General features: G+C 73.2%; 23 protein-coding genes and 1 pseudogene. 11 read left to right on the top strand and 13 right to left on the bottom strand.

The genetic code is table 11. The features are described 5' to 3' along the window. Window positions 1–53: 53 nt before the first annotated feature. Entirely contained in the window at window positions 54–1,223 is a 1,170-nt protein-coding gene (locus tag HCJ93_RS19535) for a thiolase family protein (protein WP_167997026.1), read from the bottom strand. 141 nt (window positions 1,224–1,364) lie between these two features. Between HCJ93_RS19535 and HCJ93_RS19530 the strand changes: the two genes are divergently transcribed. The 3 genes from HCJ93_RS19530 (at window position 1,365) to HCJ93_RS19520 (ending at window position 3,205) form a co-directional block, all read left to right on the top strand. After that, entirely contained in the window at window positions 1,365–1,835 is a 471-nt protein-coding gene (locus HCJ93_RS19530; protein ID WP_167997025.1) for a winged helix-turn-helix transcriptional regulator, read from the top strand. A 247-nt stretch (window positions 1,836–2,082) separates the two neighbouring features. Then, window positions 2,083–2,958 (top strand): undecaprenyl-diphosphate phosphatase, encoded by an 876-nt coding sequence (locus HCJ93_RS19525; RefSeq protein ID WP_167997024.1) that lies wholly within the window; start codon window positions 2,083–2,085, stop codon window positions 2,956–2,958. Between the two features lie 67 nt (window positions 2,959–3,025). Beyond that, on the top strand, window positions 3,026–3,205 hold the full coding sequence (locus HCJ93_RS19520; protein ID WP_167997023.1) for a hypothetical protein: 180 nt from the start codon (window positions 3,026–3,028) through the stop codon (window positions 3,203–3,205). A gap of 20 nt (window positions 3,206–3,225) precedes the next feature. Here HCJ93_RS19520 and HCJ93_RS19515 read toward each other — a convergent pair whose 3' ends face one another. Together HCJ93_RS19515 and HCJ93_RS19510 are read right to left on the bottom strand one after the other, a co-directional pair. Further along, a complete protein-coding gene (locus HCJ93_RS19515; protein ID WP_167997022.1) occupies window positions 3,226–3,966 on the bottom strand; it encodes an SDR family NAD(P)-dependent oxidoreductase in 741 nt (246 codons plus the stop codon). A gap of 114 nt (window positions 3,967–4,080) precedes the next feature. Then, complete coding sequence (locus tag HCJ93_RS19510; RefSeq protein ID WP_206317655.1) at window positions 4,081–4,470, bottom strand: winged helix-turn-helix transcriptional regulator; 390 nt, start codon at window positions 4,468–4,470, stop codon at window positions 4,081–4,083. 100 nt (window positions 4,471–4,570) lie between these two features. On the opposite strand from HCJ93_RS19510, the gene HCJ93_RS19505 reads away from it, so the two are divergent. From HCJ93_RS19505 to lnt, 3 genes are all read left to right on the top strand, one after another. Continuing rightward, window positions 4,571–5,260 (top strand): NADPH-dependent F420 reductase, encoded by a 690-nt coding sequence (locus HCJ93_RS19505; RefSeq protein WP_167997020.1) that lies wholly within the window; start codon window positions 4,571–4,573, stop codon window positions 5,258–5,260. An 87-nt stretch (window positions 5,261–5,347) separates the two neighbouring features. Next, on the top strand, window positions 5,348–5,836 hold the full coding sequence (locus HCJ93_RS19500; RefSeq protein WP_167997019.1) for a nuclear transport factor 2 family protein: 489 nt from the start codon (window positions 5,348–5,350) through the stop codon (window positions 5,834–5,836). Between the two features lie 83 nt (window positions 5,837–5,919). After that, a complete protein-coding gene (lnt, locus tag HCJ93_RS19495; RefSeq protein WP_167997018.1) occupies window positions 5,920–7,482 on the top strand; it encodes an apolipoprotein N-acyltransferase in 1,563 nt (520 codons plus the stop codon). Here lnt and HCJ93_RS19490 read toward each other — a convergent pair. Together HCJ93_RS19490 and HCJ93_RS19485 are read right to left on the bottom strand one after the other, a co-directional pair. Next, window positions 7,406–8,311, bottom strand: coding sequence for a Gfo/Idh/MocA family protein (locus tag HCJ93_RS19490; RefSeq protein ID WP_167997017.1), 906 nt, complete (start codon window positions 8,309–8,311; stop codon window positions 7,406–7,408). The genes lnt and HCJ93_RS19490 overlap by 77 nt on opposite strands. Window positions 8,312–8,407: 96 nt before the next feature. Beyond that, entirely contained in the window at window positions 8,408–9,571 is a 1,164-nt protein-coding gene (locus tag HCJ93_RS19485; RefSeq protein ID WP_167997016.1) for an FAD-dependent monooxygenase, read from the bottom strand. Window positions 9,572–9,664: 93 nt separating this feature from the next. On the opposite strand from HCJ93_RS19485, the gene HCJ93_RS19480 reads away from it, so the two are divergent. From HCJ93_RS19480 to HCJ93_RS19470, 3 genes and pseudogenes are all read left to right on the top strand, one after another. Further along, window positions 9,665–10,255, top strand: a complete 591-nt coding sequence (locus HCJ93_RS19480; RefSeq protein ID WP_167997015.1) for a TetR/AcrR family transcriptional regulator — start codon at window positions 9,665–9,667, stop codon at window positions 10,253–10,255. Between the two features lie 115 nt (window positions 10,256–10,370). Then, window positions 10,371–10,882: pseudogene (locus HCJ93_RS19475) on the top strand (DinB family protein). A gap of 114 nt (window positions 10,883–10,996) precedes the next feature. Continuing rightward, on the top strand, window positions 10,997–11,485 hold the full coding sequence (locus HCJ93_RS19470) for a hypothetical protein (RefSeq protein WP_309141455.1): 489 nt from the start codon (window positions 10,997–10,999) through the stop codon (window positions 11,483–11,485). 15 nt (window positions 11,486–11,500) lie between these two features. Here the strand turns inward: HCJ93_RS19470 and HCJ93_RS19465 are convergent, their stop codons facing one another. From HCJ93_RS19465 to fabG, 5 genes are all read right to left on the bottom strand, one after another. Then, window positions 11,501–12,040, bottom strand: coding sequence for a hypothetical protein (locus tag HCJ93_RS19465; protein WP_167997013.1), 540 nt, complete (start codon window positions 12,038–12,040; stop codon window positions 11,501–11,503). A gap of 210 nt (window positions 12,041–12,250) precedes the next feature. Beyond that, window positions 12,251–12,934: a uracil-DNA glycosylase gene (ung, locus tag HCJ93_RS19460; protein WP_167997012.1), complete on the bottom strand. Its 684-nt coding sequence runs from the start codon at window positions 12,932–12,934 to the stop codon at window positions 12,251–12,253. Between the two features lie 116 nt (window positions 12,935–13,050). Then, window positions 13,051–14,637, bottom strand: coding sequence for an ABC transporter substrate-binding protein (locus HCJ93_RS19455; protein ID WP_167997011.1), 1,587 nt, complete (start codon window positions 14,635–14,637; stop codon window positions 13,051–13,053). Window positions 14,638–14,874: 237 nt separating this feature from the next. Continuing rightward, window positions 14,875–15,633, bottom strand: a complete 759-nt coding sequence (locus tag HCJ93_RS19450) for an SDR family oxidoreductase (RefSeq protein WP_167997010.1) — start codon at window positions 15,631–15,633, stop codon at window positions 14,875–14,877. A 12-nt stretch (window positions 15,634–15,645) separates the two neighbouring features. Next, a complete protein-coding gene (gene fabG, locus HCJ93_RS19445) occupies window positions 15,646–16,407 on the bottom strand; it encodes a 3-oxoacyl-ACP reductase FabG (RefSeq protein ID WP_167997009.1) in 762 nt (253 codons plus the stop codon). Window positions 16,408–16,792: 385 nt separating this feature from the next. Between fabG and HCJ93_RS19440 the strand changes: the two genes are divergently transcribed. Then, entirely contained in the window at window positions 16,793–17,359 is a 567-nt protein-coding gene (locus HCJ93_RS19440; protein ID WP_167997008.1) for an excalibur calcium-binding domain-containing protein, read from the top strand. A gap of 78 nt (window positions 17,360–17,437) precedes the next feature. Here the strand turns inward: HCJ93_RS19440 and HCJ93_RS19435 are convergent, their stop codons facing one another. Continuing rightward, window positions 17,438–17,836: a DUF3037 domain-containing protein gene (locus HCJ93_RS19435; RefSeq protein WP_167997007.1), complete on the bottom strand. Its 399-nt coding sequence runs from the start codon at window positions 17,834–17,836 to the stop codon at window positions 17,438–17,440. After that, window positions 17,833–18,597 carry a HipA family kinase gene (locus HCJ93_RS19430; protein WP_167997006.1) on the bottom strand — a complete coding sequence of 255 codons (765 nt, stop codon included), beginning with the start codon at window positions 18,595–18,597 and terminating at the stop codon, window positions 17,833–17,835. The genes HCJ93_RS19435 and HCJ93_RS19430 overlap by 4 nt, the downstream gene beginning before the upstream one ends. A 260-nt stretch (window positions 18,598–18,857) precedes the next feature. Between HCJ93_RS19430 and HCJ93_RS19425 the strand changes: the two genes are divergently transcribed. Further along, window positions 18,858–19,337: a Rieske (2Fe-2S) protein gene (locus HCJ93_RS19425; protein ID WP_167997005.1), complete on the top strand. Its 480-nt coding sequence runs from the start codon at window positions 18,858–18,860 to the stop codon at window positions 19,335–19,337. Here the strand turns inward: HCJ93_RS19425 and HCJ93_RS19420 are convergent. After that, window positions 19,324–20,025, bottom strand: a complete 702-nt coding sequence (locus HCJ93_RS19420) for a cysteine hydrolase family protein (RefSeq protein WP_167997004.1) — start codon at window positions 20,023–20,025, stop codon at window positions 19,324–19,326. The two genes, HCJ93_RS19425 and HCJ93_RS19420, sit on opposite strands and share 14 nt — an antisense overlap. Between the last annotated feature and the right edge of the window lie 133 nt (window positions 20,026–20,158).

The following is a 20,158-nucleotide window of genomic DNA, read 5'->3' as shown; positions in this document are numbered from 1 at the left end:
CCCGGACCGGTCGGCCGTGCGGGCTCACCGGCCGGCCGTCCGGGGTCCGCTCGTCACACCGACTCGAGGATCATCGCGTTGGCCAGTCCGCCGGCCTCGCACATGGTCTGCAGGCCGTAGCGGGCGCCGCGTTCGCGCATCGCGTGGACCAGGGTGGTGGTGAGCCGGGTGCCGCTGGCGCCCAGCGGATGGCCGAGCGCGATCGCGCCGCCGTGCACGTTGACCTTGGCGAGATCGGCGCCGGTCTCCTGCTGCCAGGCGAGGACGACGCTGGCGAACGCCTCGTTGACCTCGAACAGGTCGATGTCGTCGATGGTCAGGCCGGCGCGGCGCAGGACCTTCTCGGTGGCCGGGACGACGCCGGTGAGCATCAGCAGCGGGTCGGAGCCGGTGACGGCGAAGCTGTGCAGCCGGGCCAGCGGGCGCAGGCCGAGGCGGGCGGCGGTCTCGCTGGAGGTGATCAGCACGGCGGAGGCGCCGTCGTTGACGGGGCTGGCGTTGCCCGCGGTGACGTTCCACTCGATCTGCGGGAAGCGCTCGGCGAACGCCGGGTCGTGGTAGGCGGGCCTGAGACCGGCCAGGACCTCCGGTCCGGTGTCCGGACGGACGCTCTCGTCGCGGGTCAGACCTTCGAGCGGTGCGACCTCGGCGTCGAACAGGCCGGTGTCCCAGGCCGTCGTCGCCTTGCGGTGCGAGGAGACGGCGAAGGCGTCCATCCGCTCCCGGGTGAGGGACCACTTGGCGGCGATCAGCTCGGCGCTGATGCCCTGCGGGACCAGGCCCTCGGGGTAGCGCTCGGCGACACCGGGGCCGAAGGGGTCGGCCCCGGCCGGCACGTTGGACCACATCGGGACCCGGCTCATCGACTCCACGCCGCAGGCGACGACCAGGTCGTACGCCCCCGAGATGACGCCCTGGGCGGCGAAGTGCACGGCCTGCTGGGAGGAGCCGCACTGGCGGTCCACGGTGGTGGCCGGCACCGACTCGGGGAAGCCGGCCGACAGGACGGCGTAGCGGGTGGTGTTCATGGCCTGCTCGCCGACCTGGTCGACGGTGCCGCCGATCACGTCGTCGATCAGTCCGGGGTCGATCCCGGACCGCTCGACGAGGGCGCGCAGGGTGTGGGCGAGGAGTTCGACGGGGTGGACGTGGGCGAGGGCGCCGTTGGGCTTGCCCTTGCCGATCGGGGTGCGTACGGCTTCGACGACGACTGCGTCACGCATGGTGCGGGCCTCCTTGGCCGTCCGGGCGGTGACCGCGGCGATCCGGCATGTGGCGATCCGGCGATTACCAGTGAGTAGGAAATCTGGATCCACCATAACCGGGTGGGTTGGAAAATCCAACCCTCACCTAGACTTGCTGCCATGGCCGCCTCCAAGGAACCGCGCCCCTGCTCGATCGCCGACGCGCTCGCCCTGGTCGGCGAGAAGTACTCCCTGCTCGTGCTGCGCGAGGTGTGCCTCGGCAACGGGCGGTTCGATCAGCTCGCGCGCAACATCGGTGCGCCGCGCGACATCCTGGCCACGCGCCTGAAGCGGCTGGTGGAGGCCGGGATCCTGACCAAACGGCTCTACAGCGAGCGCCCGCAGCGCTTCGAGTACCGGCCCACCGCGGCGGGTATCGAGCTGGAGCCGGTGCTGATGACGCTGATGGACTGGGGCAACCGCCATCTGCGGCCGGACGGCGACCGGCCGATGGTGCTCGAGCACAGCTGCGGCGAGGATCTGGTCCCGGTCGTCACCTGCCGGGCCTGCGGCGAGCCGGTGCGCCACGAGGATCTGACGCCCCGTCCGCAGGCACCCGGCTGGACGGTGAGCGGCCCGACGGCGGCCTGAACCACGGGGCCCCGGCCCGGGCCCGCCCGCCCGGCCTGCCCTTCATCCGCGCGCCCCGGTCCCCCGTTCACCCGCCGTTCACGTCGCCGGCACCCGCCGGACGACGCCGCCCGGGCCGCCGTACCGGGGTTGTTCACCTCGGGGCGCTACGCTGCCCCCGGCACGCCCGATCATCAGTCACCGCGCGAGCGGCAGTCCGGTGTGCCCGTCGCCCGTTCCACGACCGGCACTTGGACTCCGCTACCTCATGTCTTGGTTTGAATCCCTCATCCTCGGACTCGTCCAGGGGCTGACCGAGTTCCTCCCCATCTCCTCCAGCGCGCATCTGCGGCTGACCGCCGCCTTCTCGGGCTGGGAGGACCCCGGCGCCGCCTTCACCGCGATCACCCAGATCGGCACGGAGACGGCGGTGCTGATCTACTTCCGCAAGGACATCGGGCGCATCCTGTCCGCCTGGACGCGGTCGCTGACGGACCAGCAGATGCGGCGGGACGACGACGCGAGAATGGGCTGGCTGGTCATCGTCGGCTCCATCCCCATCGGCGTGCTGGGCGTGACGCTCAAGGACCAGATCGAGGGCCCGTTCCGCGATCTGCGGCTCACCGCCGCCATGCTGATCGGCATGGGCGTCGTCCTCGGTGTCGCCGACCGGCTGGCGGCGCGGGACGAGAACGGGGGCCGGCACCGCGCGGCCAAGCAGCGCAAGGAGCTGACCGACCTGACCGTCAGGGACGGTCTGATCTACGGCGTCTGCCAGGCCATGGCGCTGGTCCCCGGCGTCTCACGCTCGGGCGCCACCATCAGCGGCGGGCTGTTCATGGGCTACCGGCGCGAGGCCGCGGCCCGCTACTCGTTCCTGCTGGCGATCCCGGCGGTGCTGGCCTCCGGCCTGTTCGAACTGAAGGACGCGGCCGGGAACGGCCATGTCTCCTGGGGTCCCACCGTGTTCGCCACGGTGATCGCCTTCGGCACCGGGTACCTGGTGATCGCCTGGTTCATGAAGTTCATCGCCACGAAGAGCTTCATGCCCTTCGTCTGGTACCGCATCGCCCTGGGAATCGTCATCCTCGTGCTGGTCGGCACGGGTGCGCTGAGCCCCGACGCGGGCGAACCGGCGCACTGACCGGACGTTTACGGGCCGGTGACCGTCCGGTAGCGCAGTGTCAGTGCCTGGCCCTAGGCTGGTCCGCATGTCCCCCGAATTAACGACCCCTGGTTCCGTGCGGCCCGCTGCCGAGGTCAACGAGCAGATACGCGCGCTGTGGCTGCGGGCGGGCGGCTCGCTGTCCCCGCAGGAGCGGGCGGAGTACGAGCACCTGGTGATCGAGTGGGCGGCGGCGATCCGCAACCGGGTCGTCGAGGTCGCCTGACCGCCCGCGCGGCCGGGCGCTCATCGTCCGCCGGCCACCCGCAGCACCGCCCCCGTGGTGTACGAGGCCTCCGGTGACAGCAGCCAGGCGACCGCGGCGGCGATCTCGTCGGCCCGCCCCGCGCGGCGCAGCGGCACCGTGGCGCCCATCGTCCGCGCCCGGTCCGGTGCGCCCATCGCGGCGTGCATCTCGGTGTCGATGACGCCCGGCGCGACCGCGTTGACGCGGATCCCGTCCGGCCCCAGCTCCTTGGCCAGCCCCACCGTGAGCGCGTCCACGGCCGCCTTGGTCGCCGCGTAGTGCACGTACTCACCCGGGCTGCCGATGGTGGCGGCCCCGGAGGAGATGTTGACGATCACGCCCGCGCCCCTGGGCGTCATCAGCTGGGCGGCCCGCCGTGCACACAGCAGCGCCCCGACCAGGTTGACGTCCACGACCCGGCGCAGCGTGCCGGTGTCGACGTCGGCGAGCCGGCCCAGCGGCCCGGTCACCGCGGCGTTGTTCACCAGCCCCGTCACCGGCCCCAGCTTGCTCTCGGCCTCGTCGAACAGCCGGTCCACATCCGCCTCGACCGAGGTGTCGCCCTGGACCGCGACCGCCCGCACCCCGGCCGCCCGCGCCTCGACCACCACCTTCTGTGCCGCGTCCGGGTCCCGGACGTACCCGACGACCACGTCGTGCCCCTCGGCCGCGAGCCGCTTGCAGATGGCGGCCCCGATCCCCCGGCTCCCCCCGGTGACCACGGTGACAAGACGCTTCATGACTTCCTCCAGGCGACGCGGCACGTCATCTCAGGCTCGCAGATGACCGGGCACCTCGTCGCTTCGGGGCCGCTCGCCCGGAGCCGGGGTCCCGGCACGTAGCTTCGCACGCTGTCACGCGCCCGTGCCGGGCCCCTCCCCGCGCGCCGCCTTCTCCTGGGCCTCGAGAAGGTCCTCACCGTGCTCGGCCGCCCATCGCCCGAGCGCCGCCATCGGTCCCTCCACCAGGCTCTGCCCCAGGCCGGTCAGGGCGTAGTCGACGCGTGGCGGCCTGTCCGCGCGCGCATGTCGTTCGATCAGTCCGTTCGCCAGCAGACGGCGCAGGGCGTCGGTGAGCACCTTGTCGCTGATGCCGCCGATCGCCGCGCGCAGTTCGCGGCGCCGCCGTGGTCCGGTGCGCAGGGCCGCCAGGACGACCGGATCCCACATGTGGGCGAAGAGATCGGTGGCGGCTCGCAGACGGCAGTCGGCGACGAGCTCGTAGCAGTGGGCGTCGTGAGTCATCTCGCCCCCCATCATCGCGCCGCGGTCGCGCACCGATCGGTGCGCGTCGCCCTCTCTACCGTGACTGCGCAACCTGCCCCTACGGAGAGGACACCGGCAGATGCGCATAGGGATTCTGGGCACGGGAACGATGGCGGCGGCCCTGGGTGAGGGCTGGGTACGCGCCGGGCACGACGTGGCGATCGGCGGACGGTCGCGCAGCAGGGCGGAGAAACTCGCCGGGCGGTTGGGTCGCGAAGTGCTCGCCGTCCCGCCCCGCGAGGCGATCACCGGGCGGGACGCGGTACTCCTGGCCGTGACCTGGAACGGCGTGGCGGAGATGCTGGATTCGGTCGGCGCGCCCGACGGCACGCTCGACGGGGTGACGCTGATCGATCCCACGAACGCCGTCGCGCACGGCGCGGGCACGCTGCTCACCGGCCAGGGCGAATCGGCGGCAGGCCGGATCGCCCGGCTCGCTCCGGGAGCCCGGGTCGTGAAGGCGTTCCACCTCTTCCCTGCCGAGCAGTGGACGTACCCGCGCGGTGAGAAGCCCCGCGTGACGGTGGCCATGTGCGGCGACGACCCGGCGGCACTGAGCGTCGTCGGCGAGCTGGTCCGCGACGTCGGTGGAGTGCCGGCGGTCCTGGGACCGCTGAGCCGCGCCCGCCAGCTGGAGGAGGCGGCCGGATTCGTGATCGGTCTGGCCTTCTCGGGCGTGGACCCCGCCTCCGCCGTTCCTCACGTCCCGGCCGCCGGCGGTCGTGCCGGCTCACCCCGGACGACCGGCGACAGCGCCGCCGGACGGTGACGGAGCGACCTGTGCGGGCGGCGTGCCCCTCGAACCCGGGGACGCAGCCCTCTTGGCTCCGGGCCCGGGATGGCCAACACTGTGCCGATGACGCAGCGTGTGGAGCTCGCGACCGTGAGGGACCGGCTGGCCGTGGACGAGCTGGTGACCGAGTACGCGGTGGCCGTGGACGACGGGGACTGGGCGGCCTACCGAGGACTGTTCACCGAGAGCGGGCGGGCGGACTACCGCTCGGCCGGCGGTGTGGAGGGCGACGCCGGTGCGGTGGCCGCCTGGCTGGCGGAGAGCCTCGCGGCGTTTCCGCTGCGCCAGCATCTGATCGTCAACCGGCGGGTGCGGTTCGGGATCTGGGAGCACGACACCGGGGACACCGCGCAGGTGCAGGCCGACTACGTCACCCCGATGGGGACCGGCACGGGCGGCGACGGCGTCCCGGCCGCGCCCGGCTTCGTGTGCGGCGGCCGGTACGCGTTCGGCATGGTGCGCACCCGGGACGGCTGGCGGCTGAGCGAGGTGGTCGTGCGGGAGAAGTGGCGGAGCCTTCCCGGCCGGCGGGCCGCCGGTGTGGTCGACTGAGCGCACCCCCGCTGATCGAGGCGCTCTGTCGCGGATCACCGCCGGGACGCACACTGGAGGCAGCTCGGGGTAGAGAGGCGCCTATGAAGACGCTCGGCCAGTGGCTGGCTTCCCCGTGGCGGCGTGCGGTCGCCGCCACGCTCGCGGGCGCCCTGCCCGTCCTGGCGTTCCCCGCTCCGGGTCTGTGGTGGTTCGCCTATGTGGCACTGGTGCCGTGGATCCTGCTCGGCCGCGGCGCGCCCACCGGCCGACGGGCGCTGCGGGACGGCTGGTGGGGCGGCTTCGGCTTCATGCTGGCGATGCACCACTGGCTGCTGCCGAATCTGCACGTCTTCACCTTCGTCCTCGCAGCGCTGCTGGGCGCGCTGTGGGCGCCGTGGGGCTGGCTGGTGCGCCGGCTCCTCGGCGGCGTGCCGCCGGGGCGGTCGGTGGCCGCCGCGATGCTCGTGCTTCCCTCGGCCTGGCTGGCGATCGAACTGGTGCGGTCCTGGCAGGGGCTCGGCGGCCCGTGGGGGGTGCTGGGTGCCGGCCAGTGGCAGGTGGAGCCGGCGCTGCGGCTGGCGTCGGTGGGCGGGATATGGCTGCCGAGCTTCCTGATCGTGGCGGTGAACGTGGCCGTGGCCGTGCTGGTGGCCCGGCGCGGGGCGTGGATGCCGGCGGTGGCGGGGCTGGCGCTGGTCGCGGTCGCCGTGTCCGCCGCGTGGGTGTGGTCGCCCCGTCCCGGCACCGACGGCCATGTGTCGGTGGCCGTGGTGCAGCCGGGCGTGGTCACGGCGGGCGCCGAGGTCCGGTTCGCCCGCGAGGAGCGCCTCACCCGTGAGCTGGCCGGCCGGGACGTGGACCTGATCGTCTGGGGCGAGAGCAGCGTCGGCTTCGACCTGGCCGCCCGCCCAGACCTGGCGCGCCGCCTGGCCGCGCTGTCCCGGGAGACGGGCGCGGAGATCCTGGTCAACGTGGACGCGCGGCGGGTCGACCGGCCCGGCATCTACAAGAGTTCGGTGCTCGTCGGGCCGCGGGGACTCACCGGGGACCGCTACGACAAGATGCGCCTCGTCCCGTTCGGCGAGTACATCCCGGCCCGTTCCCTGCTGGGCTGGGCGACCTCCGTCGGCAAGGCGGCGGGCGAGGACCGGATGCGGGGCACCCGGCAGGTGGTGATGGAGTCGGGCGGCGGGCTGCGGTTCGGGCCGATGGTGTGCTTCGAGACCGCCTTCCCCGACATGAGCCGCAGCCTCGCCGCGGACGGCGCCGACCTGCTGCTCGCGCAGTCCTCCACGTCGACGTTCCAGCAGAGCTGGGCGCCCGAGCAGCACGCCTCGCTGGCCGCGCTGCGGGCCGCGGAGACCGGCCGCCCCATGGTGCACGCCACCCTCACCGGTGTCTCGGCCGTGTACGGGCCGAGCGGGCAGCGCATCGGCCCGTGGCTGGGCACGGACGCGAGCACCACCCAGGTGTACGAGGTTCCGCTGGCCCACGGCACCACGCCCTATGTGCGCCTCGGCGACTGGCCGCCGCGGGTGGCCCTGCTGATCCTGGCGTCCTGGGCCGTGACCGCGGCCGTGGTACCTCTCAGGCGGACGGCTCCTGCACCGCCCGGACCACACGCTCGCACAGCTCATGGGTGGCCAGCGCGTCCCGGGCGCTGAGCAGCTTGCCCGCACGCACCGTGTCCAGGAAGGCCAGCACCGCCTGCTCGATGCCCCGCTGCCGGGCCACCGGCACCCAGTCGCCGCGGCGCCGCACGGTCGGCTGGCCCTTGTGGTCGATCACCTCGGCGAGGTTGACCACCTGACGCTTGGTGTCCTGGCCGGACACCTCGAGGATCTCCTCCGACGAGCCGCTGAGCCGGTTCATCACCCCGAGGGCGGTGAAGCCGTCCCCGGCGAGCTGGAGCACCACGTGGTGCAGCAGCCCGTCCACGACGCGGGACCGCACGGTCATGTCGTCGACCGGTCCGGGGACGAGGAAGCGCAGGGTGTCGACGACATGGATGAAGTCGTCGAGGATCATGGTCCGCGGCTCCTCGGGGAGCCCGACCCGGTTCTTCTGCATCACGATCAGCTCGCGCGGATGGTCCGCACACTGCGTGTAGCCGGGGGCGTAGCGCCGGTTGAAGCCGACGGCGAGGCTCACCCCGCGCTCCTCGGCGAGCCGCACCAGCCGCTCGGAGTCGGCGAGTTCGTAGGCGAGCGGCTTGTCCACGTAGGTGGGCACGCCCGCCTCGAGCAGCCTGGTCACGATCTGCGGGTGCACGGCGGTCGGCGTGTGCACGAAGGCGGCGTCGAGGCCTGCCGCGAGCAGGGAGTCGAGGCCGGCATGGCGCTGCCCGTCCGGCAGGTGCAGGCTGTCGGCGACCCGGGTGAGGGTCTCGGGCGTGCGCGTCTGCAGGTGCAGTTCGACGCCCGGCTGGAATCCGAGGACCGGGAGATAGGCCTTCTGCGCGATGTCGCCGAGTCCGATGCAGCCGACCTTCACTGGGTGGTCTCCTCTACGGGGGTTCGTCCGGATCACGGGCGGATCCGGGGCAGGACTTTCCCTGCCCGGCCACACTGATCGCCGGGACGCCGCCGGTCAAGGGCGTCCCCGGGGCGGCTGCCAGTCGGCGATGCCGTCGAATCCGCGCAGGAACAGGGCCGGCCCGGCCTTGGAGAGCAGGGCGAGTGCGGTGTCGCGCACGGCGACGCCGGTCCTGCTGCTCATCAGGTTCAGGCGGGCGACCCGGGCGGCCTTGCGGGCGATGTCCATGGTGCGGGGCAGCCGGGCGGCGGTGTAGGCGGCCAGGTCGTCGTGGTGGTGGGCGAGGGTGACGGCGTCCTCGATGGCCTGGTTGCCGCCCTGGCCGAGGGTCGGCGCCATGGCGTGCGCGGCGTCGCCGAGCAGGGCGACCCGGCCGCGGTGGTAGGCGGGCAGCGGCTCGGTGATGTGGTGGACGTCGTGCCGCAGCACGTCCTCGGGACGGGCGGCGGCCAGGACGGCGGGGATCGGGTCGTGCCAGTCGCCGTAGCGGCGCAGCAGTTCGGCCCGCTCGTCGTCGGGGGCGCGCTCGCCGGCCGGTGCGAGGGCGGCGGCGTAGGCGTAGATCCGGCCGTCCTCGAGGGGGTGGGTGCCCCAGAGGCGGCCGCGGCCCCAGGTCTCGTGCGAGGCGAAGTCGGCGCCGGGCAGCGGGATCACGATTCGCCAGGTGGTGAAGCCCGTGTAGACCGGGCCCGGATGGTCGGGGAAGAGCGTCCGGCGCACCGCCGAGTGGATGCCGTCGGCGGCCACCACGAGGTCGGCCGTCAGCTCTCCTTCGGGTGTCTTGATCCGGGCCGGACGGGAGGGGTCGCCGGGCTCCCCGGGGTCGACGAGGTGCGCGGCGGCGGAGGTGCGCACGGCGTGCGGCGGGAGCTGACCGGCCAGGTGGTCGATGAGGGTGGCCCGATGCAGCAGGACCAGGGGCCCGCCGAAGCGCTTCTCGGCGGCGGCCGCGCTGGACCGGGACAGCCAGCGGCCGCCGGGCGCGCGCAGTCCGCCGTCGCCCTGCCAGGCGGACAGGGCGCGGATCCGGTCGCCCAGCCCGATGACGTCCAGGGCGCGCAGCGCGTTGGGGGCCAGGGAGATGGCCGCCCCGACCGGCTGCAGCGAGCCGGCCCGTTCCAGGACCGTGACCTCCGCCCCGCGCCGGTGCAGGGCCGCGGCGGCGGTGAGACCGCCGATGCCTCCGCCGATCACCACGGCTCGTGTCACGTCAGTCATGGCGCCTCCTGACCCCGACGCGCTCACTACATCTGTAGTGGCGGTATGCCTCGACTGTACTACAGGCGTAGTGCGACGGGTAGGTTGACCACCATGTCCGTACGCTCCGCCGGCAGCGCCCGCGCCGATCTCGTCGCCGACACCGCCCTCGCCCTGCTCGCCGAGCGCGGCATGCGCGGGCTGACCCACCGGGCGGTGGACGTGGCGGCCGGACTGCCGCAGGGCTCCACCTCGAACGTGGCCCGCACTCGTCAGGCGCTGCTCGAGCTGGCCGTGCGCCGGCTCGCCGACCGGGAGGCACGGGTGCTCGCGCTGCACGAGATGCCCGACCCGGCAGCCGGGACGCAGTCCCTGGTGGACGCCCTGGCGCTCGCCACCCACCGGGCGCTGACCCGCAACCGCGAACTCACCCTGGCCCGCTACGAACTGGCCCTGGAGGCGACCCGCCGCCCGGAGCTGCGCGCCTACTTCGACGCGGCCGGGGCCCGCTTCCGCGACCAGGTCGTCGCGCTGGTCACGGCGCTGGGTTCCACCGACCCCCAGCGGCACGCGCTGTCGCTGATCGCCTGGGCGGACGGGCTGATGTTCTCCTGCGTGGCCGGGTCCTACAGCGCCCGCGTGCCCGACCTCGCCGCCTTGCGGGAGAGCCTGCGGGAGCTGCTTGCGGGGATGACCGGGAGCTGAGCCTCCGGCGCCGATCACGCCGGCGGGTCCGAGAGCGGCCGCGAAGGCTCACACGCTCGCACCCGGTTCCGGAAAACGCCCGGAGAGGCGGGGTCGGTGCCGGGAGAGTCCCTCCATGACGACCGAGCGCCGCATACCCGCCGCCCATGCCGACGAACGCATCACGCTGGAGGGCTGGCTGGACTTCCGCCGCCGCACCCTCGGCTGGAAGTGCGAGGGCCTGGCCGACGAGCAGCTGCGCACGGCATCCGTGCCGCCCTCCGGGCTGTCCCTGCTGGGGCTGGTGCGGCACATGGCGGAGGTGGAGCGGATCTGGTTCCGCAAGGTGCTGGTGGACGACGACCCGGGTCCGCTCCGCTTCAGCGAGGCCGACCCGGACGGCGAGTTCCACCTCACGGAAGCGGACACCTGGGAGCAGGCGAACGCGTCCTGGCAGGGTGAGATCGCTGTCGCCCGGCGCAACGCGGCGGGCTTCGCCCTGGACGAGACGTCCAGGGCCGCAACAGACACGCGGGCGGCCCGGTCAGCCTGCGCTGGATCTGCACCCACATGACCGAGGAGTACGCGCGGCACAACGGCCACGCCGACCTGATCCGCGAACGGCTGGACGGCACCACCGGCGACTGACCGTCACCCCGGAGGACCGGCGGGGCCTCCGTCCGGGGGCGGAGATCACCCGTGCGGGGCATCCTGCGCCCGTCCGCCCCGCGCCGGGCCGCGGGAACCAGCAGAGTGACGCGGGTGCATCGAACGACGACCGCAGCGGCGCTCGCAGTGACCGTGGCCCTGTCGGCCCTGACCGGCTGTGTCACGGTGCAGCGTCCCGCCGCACCCGGACCTGCGGCCCCCTCCCAGCCACCGGCGGCCCCATCCGACGGGCGCGCCGGACCCCAGGTCGTGCAGGCACCGGCCCGTGAGGCCCTGGAGATCGCCGGCCCCTCCAGCCGCCCCGCCGAGGATCCCGCCTCCCCGTCCTCCCGCGGCACCCCGGCCGGGCCCGCGCCGGCGGGCCCGGCCCCGTCCGGCGATCACCCCCGGCAGCGGCCCCGCGCCACCCCTCGTCCGGCCCAGTCCTCCCCCCGTCCGCCGGTCGGCCTCTCCGGCCTCCCGGAACAGGTTCGCCGGGACCTGCGCGGTACCCCCGACCTCTGCGGCCTGGGCAAGCGCTACGGCGGTTGGCGCGCGGACAGCCCGGAGGCGGTCATCTGCCAAAACGCCTACGGCAGATAGGCGCGGCCAGCGGTGTCAGAGGCGCTGCCGGGGCGGCCCGACCGGCCCGCCGCCCCCGCCCTCACCGTCCGCCCCGCCCTCACCCTCTCCGAGCCGCAGTTCCAGGCGCCGGATGGCGCTGCGCACGCCCGCGCCGTAGCGGTCGTCGGCGAGGGTGCGGGCCGCCGTGCGGGCGCGGTGCAGGTGGGCGCGGGCTGCGTCGGGGCGGCCGAGGCGGGCGTAGTCGGCGGCGAGGTCCAGGTGCAGGGCCGGGTAGAGGGCGCGCACGGCGGCGGCTTGCTCGCCGGCGGTGGTGCGCCCGCCGCCCGCCTCCTCGGCCGCCGTCAGCGCCCGCAGGTCCCAGGCCAGTTCGGCCTCCGGGTCGTCCTGGGTGTCGGCGAGGCAGCGGGCCAGGGTGCAGCGGTGCACCGGATCGCCGTGCTCGCCCAGTTCGGTCCACAGGCCGAGCAGCCGGTGCCGGGCCTCCTCCCGGTCCCCGGCGTGGTGCAGCATCACGACCTGGCCGATCCGTGTCAGCAGGTTCTCCGCCGCCACCTGCCGCTGTCCTTCGGCCACCGCGCCCTCCGCACCGCTCGCCCGCTGTCCGCTGTCCGCTGTCCGCTGTCCGCTGTCCGCTGTCCGCTGTCCGCTCCGACGCTAACGGCAGCGGACGGCGATGCAGGTCAACCGCACCGTGAGGGCTGGGCCGAATGATCACGCACGCGGTACCGGAGCCGGCCTCCCGCACCCCGGAGCGGCGGCCGGGCCCGGGCCGGCGGCAGCCGCTCAGCCGAGGTTCGGGATGGTCCAGTCGATCGGTTCGTGGCCCTGCGCGGCGACCGCCTCGTTGATCCGGCTGAAGGGGCGCGAGCCGAAGAACTTCTTCGCCGACAGCGGTGAGGGGTGCGCCCCCTTGACCACCACGTGCCGCGTCTGGTCGATCAGCGGCAGCTTCTTCTGCGCGTAGTTGCCCCACAGGACGAACACCGCCGGGTCGGGCCGGGAGGCCACCGCGCGGATCACCGCGTCGGTGAACCTCTCCCAGCCGCGGCCCTTGTGCGAGTTCGCCTCGCCCGCGCGCACCGTGAGCACCGCGTTGAGCAGCAGCACGCCCTGCTCGGCCCACGGCATCAGATAGCCGTTGTCCGGGACCGGCGTGCCCAGATCGGCGTTGAGCTCCTTGTAGATGTTCCGCAGCGACGGGGGGATCTTCACCCCGGGGCGGACCGAGAAGCACAGGCCGTGCCCCTGGCCCTCCCCGTGGTACGGGTCCTGTCCGAGGATCAGGACCTTGACCTTGTCGTACGGCGTGGCGTCCAGCGCCGCGAAGACCTCCTCGCGGGGCGGGTAGACGGGACCCTTCGCCCGCTCCTCCTCGACGAACTCGGTCAGCTCCTTGAAGTAGGGCTGCTGCAGCTCGTCGCCCAGAACCCCGCGCCAGGACTCGGGCAGCATGGCGATGTCGGTCACGTCAACGTCCTCACGGTCGTGGTCACTTGCAGGTCTCAGAACCTACCGGTGACCACTGACACCGCGCCCCGCGAACGCGCCCCGGCGGGCGGCCCCCGCGAACGGGGTCACCCGCTCTACCAGCTGGTCTTCCGGGACAGCTCCCACAGGGTCATGATCGTGGACGGGTCCAGGGACCGCTCGGCGCCCGAGATGTCCCGGCTCACCGCCAGGTACTGCCGGCCCTGCCACAGCGGCAGCAGACGGACGTCGTCCACCAGGATCTGCTGGGCCTCCTCGAACTGCTTCACCACGTTGCCGCGGTCGCTCTCCCTGCGGGAGGTGGGCAGCAGCTTCTCGGTGATCTCGGTGGCCTCGTACGGGGTGCCCAGCGCGTTCTGCTCGCCCACGAACGGGGCGATGTAGTTGTCCGCGTCCGGGAAGTCCGGGAACCAGCCACGGCCGAACACCGGGTACTCGCCCTTCTGGTAGCCGGTGACGTACGTCTTCCACGGCCGGCTCTTGAGCGTGATCTTGAACAGGCCGGAGGAGTCCAGCTGCCGCTTCAGCTCCTTGAACAGCAGGGCCGTCTCCGAGCCGTAGCGGTCGGTGGTGTACCAGAAAGTGAGCGGCACCGGTTCGGTGATGCCGGCCTCGGTGAGGATCTGCCGCGCCTTGTCGACGCTCGGGTCGCCGAAGTCGTCGAAGAAGCCGGTCGTGTGGCCCGTCACGCCCTTGGGAACCATGGAGTACAGCGGGTCGACGGTGTCCTTGTAGACCTTGTGCGCGATGGCCCCGCGGTCCACGACCTGGGCGATGGCCTGGCGGACCGCCTTCTTGCCGACCCAGGGGTGCTTGGGGTTGAACACCAGGTAGCTGATGTCGGCACCGGTGCCCTCGACCAGCTGGAGCTCCTCCTCCTTGGAGGTCTTGCCCTGCAGCTCTATGACGTCGGAGGCGGCCAGACCGCGGTCGGTGAGGTCGATCTCGTCGTCCCGGAGTGCCTTGACCATCGAGGCGGAGTCCTGGAAGTAGCGGATCGTCACCGCGCTGTTCTTGTGCTCCGCGTAGCCCTTGTACTTGTCGTTGCGCACGAGTTGGGCCCGCTTGCCCTCCTCGTAGGCCTCGAGCTTGTACGGCCCGGAGCCGACGATGCTCTGCTCCTTGCGGAGGCTGTTGGCCGGGTAGGCCTTCGGGGAGACGATCGCCATGGCGGGCGTGGAGAGCACGAACGGGAAGGTGGCGTCGGACTGGTTGAGGTGGAAGACGACCTCGCGCTCGTTCGGCGCCTGCACCCGGTCGAGGCTGGTCAGCAGACCGGCCGGGCCACCGTTGACGTTGATCTTGCGGATCCGGTCGATGGAGTGCTTGACCGCCTTGGCGTCGAGGGGGGTGCCGTCCGAGAACTGGAGGCCCTCACGCATCTCGCAGCGGAAGACGCGGTTGGAGTTGTCGGTGAACTCGCAGTTCTCCGCGGCGTCCGGCTTGGGTGTGGACGAGCCGACGGGGTAGCTCAGCAGGGTCTGATAGATGTTGCGGAACAGTTCCCAGGAGCCGTCCCAGGAGGCGGCAGGATCCAGCGTGCTGGGGGCACTGGTCGTTCCGACAACGATCGGTCCCTCGTCCTCCGGGGTGTCGGACGACAGGACGCCACAGCCGGCGACCAGCGCCGATATGGACGCGATGGCCGCCACGCGCCGCAGGCATCGGTTCCGGTTGAACACGCGCACGCTCCTCGATCTGCCATACCAAGGGTCGGCAGACCTTACCGCAGTGTTCCGCCTGGTGGCTGCACTCTGTACGGCCCTTGAGACGAGACGCCCGATGACTACGTTGTCAAAGGCCCTGTGCGGCTCCGATACACCGGCACGGACGCCGTTTTCGTCAAGGGCGTCCGTGCCGGGAGCGCGCCGACGCCGGCACCCGCGGTACCGGCGTCGGCACATGAGGTGCCGTCCTGCTCAGGCGACACCCGCGTTCAGGAAGATGCCACCGTCGACCACCAGGGTCTGGCCGGTGACCCAGTCCGACTGCTCCGAGGTGAGGAAGGCCGCGGCGCCCCCGATGTCGGAGGGCACGCCCAGCCGGCCCAGCGGGTAGGCCGCGGCGGCCTCCGCCTCCCGGCCCTCGTAGAGCGCCTGGGCGAACTTGGTCTTGACCACGGCGGGGGCGATCGCGTTGACCCGCACCTTGGGCGCGAACTCGTGCGCCAGCTGGACGGTCAGGTTGATCATCGCGGCCTTGCTGACGCCGTAGGCGCCGATGAAGGGCGAGGGCGCCAGGCCCGCGATGGAGGCGATGTTGACGATCGCGCCGCCGTTGTCCTTCTGCCAGGCGTGCCAGGTGCGCTGGGCGAAGCCGAGGGCCGAGATCACATTGGTCTCGAACACCTTGCGGGCCACGTTCAGGTCGAGGTCGGCGATCGGCCCGAACACCGGGTTGGTCCCGGCGTTGTTGACCAGGAAGTCGACCCGGCCGAAGGTCTCCATGGTGCGCTCGACGGCGGTGGCCTGGTGCTGCTCGTCGTGCGCCTTGCCGACGACGTACATCGCGCGGTCGGCGCCGAGCCGCTCGACCGCCTCCTTGAGGGTGTCCTCGTTGCGTCCGGTGATGCAGACCCGGTCACCGCGGGCGACGAGGGCCTCGGCGACGCCGTAGCCGATGCCCCGGCTGGCGCCGGTGACCAGGGCGACCTTGCCCGAGAGTTCCACTGAAGTCATGTTCCGGTCTTCCTAGTCGAGGGGTCCGCCGGCCACGTACAGCACCTGGCCGGAGACGAATCCTGCCGCGTCGCCGGTGAAGAACGCGATCGCGTTGGCGACGTCCTCGGGCTCGCCGACACGGGCGACGGGGATCTGGGTGGCGGCGGCGGCCTTGAAGTCCTCGAAGCCCATGCCGACCCGGTCCGCGGTGGCCTTGGTCATCTCGGTGGCGATGAAGCCGGGGGCGACGGCGTTGGCGGTGACGCCGAACTTGCCCAGCTCCTTGGCGAGGGTCTTGGTGAAGCCCTGCAGACCGGCCTTGGCGGCGGAGTAGTTGACCTGGCCGCGGTTGCCGAGCGCGGAGGAGGACGACAGGTTGACGATCCGGCCGAAGCCGGCGTCCACCATGTGCTTCTGGCAGGCCCGCGACATCAGGAAGGCGCCGCGCAGGTGCACGTTCATGACGGTGTCCCAGTCGGAGACGCTCATCTTGAACAGCAGGTTGTCGCGCAGCACGCCGGCGTTGTTCACCAGGATGGTGGGGGCGCCGAGCTCCTCGGTGATCCGCGCGACGGCGGCCTCGACCTGCGCCTCGTCGGAGACGTCGCAGCCCACGGCGACGGCCTTGCCGCCGGCGGCGGTGATCTTCTCGACGGTGTCCTTGCACGCGGCCTCGTCGAGGTCGAGCACGGCGACCGCGCGGCCCTCGGCGGCCAGTCGTACGGCGGTGGCGGCGCCGATTCCGCGCGCGGCGCCGGTGACGACCGCGACCCGCTGCTCAGTGGTGGACATTGCTGCTTCTCCTCGCCCTTGGGATGCGGCTCCTGCGGCCGCCACCCGTGGGTGAGCGACCGCTTAGTACCTTCAGCAGACGTGACGCTAGAAGCCCTGGCACCCGGTGTCAACGGCACACCCGCGTCTGTGATCCATTCCCCGCCGCCTCCGCCACGACCCGGCCGCGCTTCCGCGTCGGCCCGGCCGGCCATCCGGTCCGCCGCGACCGCACTCCTTCTCGGCCGGGCCCACTGCTCGCTTCGCCCCGCACCGGCCGGGACGCGGGGCGGCTCGCGCCCCGGGCGACCGCGGGCACCCGATCGGCCTACGGCTGCGCGCCTGGGCGCCGGGCCGCCCCTAGCGTCGAGACGCGAGCCACCCGCAAGGGGAAAGGAGGCGCGTCATGCGTCGTCGCACCGGTGCCCTGGGCACGCTGACCGTGCTCGCCGCGGCCCTGCCCCTGGCCGGTACCGCGTACGCCGGTCCCGATCTGGACCTGGACTGCCGTGACTTCCGCTGGCAGGAGGACGCCCAGCTCGTGCTCGACGCGGACCGGAGTGATCCGCACCGGCTGGACGAGGACGACGACGGCATCGCCTGCGAGGTGCTCCCCCGCCGCTTCGACCAGGGCGACGCCTCCTCCACGAGCCGCCCCCGGCCCGGCACCCCGACGCCCGCTCCGGTCACCACGTCCCCTGCCTCCGCCTCGCCGAGCACTCCCCCTGTCTCGCCCACCCCATCGCCCGCGCCGACGCGCACCGCGCCCCCCGCCACGGCGACCGCGGCCACCGGCAGCGCTCCCGCCGCGCCGCCCACGACGGCGAGGCCCTCCCCGCCGCGGGGCGTCGCGGGCGGACTGGGCGGCGCGTCGGACACCGGACCTGCCGCCTGGGAGGTGGCGGTCGGCGCCGTGTTCGCGGCGGGCGCGGCCGCGGCGGGCGGCTACCTGATCAGGCGCCGCCGCGCCTGACGCCGGGCACGGCACGACGGCGGCAGGCACCGCACGAGCACGCCGGGCCCCGCAGGAATACCCCGGCCATCGCACCAGTCACTGCACCAGCACCCGCAGGAGCCGCTCCGTCTCGGCCGCCGGGTCGGCGGTGAGGCCGGTGTGGACGGGGCCGGGCTGGACGACGGTGGAGCGGGGCGCGATCAGCCAGCGGAAGCGCCGTCCGGCGTCGTCCCGCGCCGCCTGGCCCGCCGCGTCGCCGCCCGCGCACACCTGCTCGGCGGCCCGCAGCGCGGCCCGCACCCCGGCCAGGTCCACGTCCGGGTCGAGGGCCAGCAGCCTGGCCTCGTCGAGATGGGTGCGGGCGGCGACGAAGCCCAGGGGCCGGCAGTACACCAGCACCCCGGCGTTGATGCACTCGCCGCGTTCGATACGCGGGACGACGCGCAGCACGGCGTACTCGTAGACATGGCGGTCGCCCGCCTGACGCTCGCTCATCGGTCGCCTCCGAGTCCCTGGATGCGCTGGTGGACGGTGGGGGCGCGGTCGAGCAGCGGCCGGGCGTAGGCGCGGCGCAGCTCGTCGGGAGTGCCGAAGCCCGGCTCGCCGGTCAGCCAGGCGTCGGGGATCTCGGCGGTGACCTCGGCGAGCAGGTCCTCGGTGACCTGGGGGGCGAGGTCGGCCGCGGCGGACGCCACGTCGGGGGCGAAGGGCCGCAGGGCGTGGTCGGCGGCGTCGTAGGGGCGGGCGGCCGAGGTGGCGGCGCCGGGCCAGTTGTGCTGCCAGATCATGGTCGCGCCGTGGTCGACGAGCCACAGCTCGCCGCGCCAGCGCAGCAGATTGGGGTTGCGCCAGGAGCGGTCCACATTGCCCACCAGGGCGTCGAACCAGACGATCCGCCCGGCTTCCTCGGCGCTCACCTCGAAGGCCAGCGGGTCGAACCCGAGCGCCCCGGAGAGGAAGTCCATGCCGAGGTTGGTGCCGCCGCTGGACTTGAGCAGCTGCTGCACCTGCTCGTCCGGTTCGCCGAGACCGAGCACGGGATCGACCTCGACGGTCACCAGGCGCGGCACCCGCAGGCCCAGCCGGCGGGCGAGTTCCGCGCAGACCACCTCGGCCACCAGGGTCTTGCGGCCCTGTCCCGCGCCGGTGAACTTCAGGACGTAGGTGCCGAGGTCGTCGGCCTCGATCAGTCCCGGCAGCGAGCCACCCTCGCGCAGCGGCGCGATGTACCGGGTGGCGATGACTTCCTTGAGCATCGCCCCAGGCTACTGGCGTGTCCTCGCAGGCCGGGCACGCCCGGGCCGCGGAGCGTGCGCGCGCGGCGAAGAGCCCCGCCGGCCTCCCCGTTGATCCCGGCCGGCCACCCCGTCCGTCCCGGATGGCCTCCCCCTCCGTCCCGGATGGCCTCCCCGTCGCTCCCGGCCGGCCGGCCGGGTGCGGCAGCTCGTGAACAGGGCGGACCCGCGGGCCGTACCTGAGACCGGATCGCGAACCCGACCGGAAGGAAGTCCCCGGCATGACCAGCGCATCGCAGCAGCCCGCAACGGGACCGGCGCGTCGGACCGTCGTGGCGGCGGTCGGAGCGGCGGGTCTCACCGCCGCGCTGACCGCGTGCTCCGGCTCGGACGACGGCGGTTCCACCTCGGTGGACGCCGGCTCGGACGGCAACGGCGGCGGGGGTTCGGGCGGGGGCGATGCTGCCGCCGGCGGGGCCGCCCTGGCGTCCACCGCGGACATCCCCGAGGGCGGCGGCAAGGTCTTCGCCGACGAGAAAGTGGTGGTGACGCAGCCGAAAGCGGGCGAGTTCAAGGCGTTCTCGGCGACCTGCACCCATCAGGGCTGCATGGTCAGGACCGTCGCCGACGGGGTCATCCACTGCCCCTGTCACAACAGCGAGTTCTCCGTCGCCGACGGCAGTGTGCAGGGCGGTCCCGCGCCCAAGCCGCTGCCCGCCGTGGAGATCACCGTGAACGGGGACTCCATCACGCTGGCCTGAGCAGGTCGGTGCCGGACCGTACGGCACCGACGGGCGCGGGTGCCCGCGGGGCCGGGCTCGTCGGGCCGGCCAGGTGGGTGAGCAGTTCGCCGGTGGTCGTCAGGGTGGCGACCAGGGCGAGGGTGTGACGGATCAGGGCGCGGGCGCAGTCGGCGGGCACGCCCGCGATGGCGTCCGTGGGGACGACCATGGCGTATCCGAAATCCACCGCGTCGAACACGGCGTGGGGCACGGCCACAGTGGCCGAGACACCGGTCACGATCAGGGTGTGGCGGCCGAGGTTGCGCAGCAGTGCGTCGGCCTCGGTGCCCTGGATCGGCGAGAGCCCGTGCAGCCGCCGCACCACCAGGTCCTCGTCGGTGACCTCGATCGGCGCGGCGACGCGGACGGCGGCGCTGCCGGTCGGCTGCCGCACCGGAAGAGGTTCGGCGGCGTGGAACAGCCGGGCGTTGCGGCCGGCGCCCCGCCCGTCCGGGCGGCGTTCGGCGAGGGCGTGCAGCGCCTGGACGCCGCGTGCGTGCGCGGCGGCGAGGCGGGCGATGGTGCCGAGGGCGCCGGAGGAGCGGGCCTCCTCGGCGAGTTCGGGCAGCGCACTGCCCGCTCCGACGGCGCCCTCCTGGCACTCGACGGTGAGCAGCGCGGTGCCGGCCGCGTCGAGCGGGTGGCCGAGCCGGGTGTGCGACGGCACGGTTCCCCCTGGGCGTCGGCGGGTGGGCGGGGTGAGGTTGGTCACGATTGCGCGCGGAAGAAAGACATCTCATCCTTCTCTGACGTGATGTCAGAAGATCATCTCTGGCACGACGTGGGAGCAGGACGGGAAC

The organism is Streptomyces composti (assembly GCF_012034205.1).
Taxonomy (GTDB): domain Bacteria; phylum Actinomycetota; class Actinomycetes; order Streptomycetales; family Streptomycetaceae; genus Streptomyces; species Streptomyces composti.
The sequence above is the reverse complement of the archived record's forward strand: the minus strand, read 5'-3'. Positions and strand labels throughout refer to the sequence as shown.

What these genes read in the sequence shown, in the direction of transcription:
- HCJ93_RS19535 (WP_167997026.1), bottom strand. Translation starts at nt 1,223, where the DNA reads ATGCGTGACGCAGTCGTCGTCGAAGCCGTACGCACCCCGATCGGCAAG.
- HCJ93_RS19530 (WP_167997025.1), top strand. Translation starts at nt 1,365, where the DNA reads ATGGCCGCCTCCAAGGAACCGCGCCCCTGCTCGATCGCCGACGCGCTC.
- HCJ93_RS19525 (WP_167997024.1), top strand. Translation starts at nt 2,083, where the DNA reads ATGTCTTGGTTTGAATCCCTCATCCTCGGACTCGTCCAGGGGCTGACC.
- HCJ93_RS19520 (WP_167997023.1), top strand. Translation starts at nt 3,026, where the DNA reads ATGTCCCCCGAATTAACGACCCCTGGTTCCGTGCGGCCCGCTGCCGAG.
- HCJ93_RS19515 (WP_167997022.1), bottom strand. Translation starts at nt 3,966, where the DNA reads ATGAAGCGTCTTGTCACCGTGGTCACCGGGGGGAGCCGGGGGATCGGG.
- HCJ93_RS19510 (WP_206317655.1), bottom strand. Translation starts at nt 4,470, where the DNA reads ATGACTCACGACGCCCACTGCTACGAGCTCGTCGCCGACTGCCGTCTG.
- HCJ93_RS19505 (WP_167997020.1), top strand. Translation starts at nt 4,571, where the DNA reads ATGCGCATAGGGATTCTGGGCACGGGAACGATGGCGGCGGCCCTGGGT.
- HCJ93_RS19500 (WP_167997019.1), top strand. Translation starts at nt 5,348, where the DNA reads ATGACGCAGCGTGTGGAGCTCGCGACCGTGAGGGACCGGCTGGCCGTG.
- lnt (WP_167997018.1), top strand. Translation starts at nt 5,920, where the DNA reads ATGAAGACGCTCGGCCAGTGGCTGGCTTCCCCGTGGCGGCGTGCGGTC.
- HCJ93_RS19485 (WP_167997016.1), bottom strand. Translation starts at nt 9,571, where the DNA reads ATGACTGACGTGACACGAGCCGTGGTGATCGGCGGAGGCATCGGCGGT.
- HCJ93_RS19480 (WP_167997015.1), top strand. Translation starts at nt 9,665, where the DNA reads ATGTCCGTACGCTCCGCCGGCAGCGCCCGCGCCGATCTCGTCGCCGAC.
- HCJ93_RS19450 (WP_167997010.1), bottom strand. Translation starts at nt 15,633, where the DNA reads ATGACTTCAGTGGAACTCTCGGGCAAGGTCGCCCTGGTCACCGGCGCC.
- fabG (WP_167997009.1), bottom strand. Translation starts at nt 16,407, where the DNA reads ATGTCCACCACTGAGCAGCGGGTCGCGGTCGTCACCGGCGCCGCGCGC.
- HCJ93_RS19440 (WP_167997008.1), top strand. Translation starts at nt 16,793, where the DNA reads ATGCGTCGTCGCACCGGTGCCCTGGGCACGCTGACCGTGCTCGCCGCG.
- HCJ93_RS19435 (WP_167997007.1), bottom strand. Translation starts at nt 17,836, where the DNA reads ATGAGCGAGCGTCAGGCGGGCGACCGCCATGTCTACGAGTACGCCGTG.
- HCJ93_RS19430 (WP_167997006.1), bottom strand. Translation starts at nt 18,597, where the DNA reads ATGCTCAAGGAAGTCATCGCCACCCGGTACATCGCGCCGCTGCGCGAG.
- HCJ93_RS19425 (WP_167997005.1), top strand. Translation starts at nt 18,858, where the DNA reads ATGACCAGCGCATCGCAGCAGCCCGCAACGGGACCGGCGCGTCGGACC.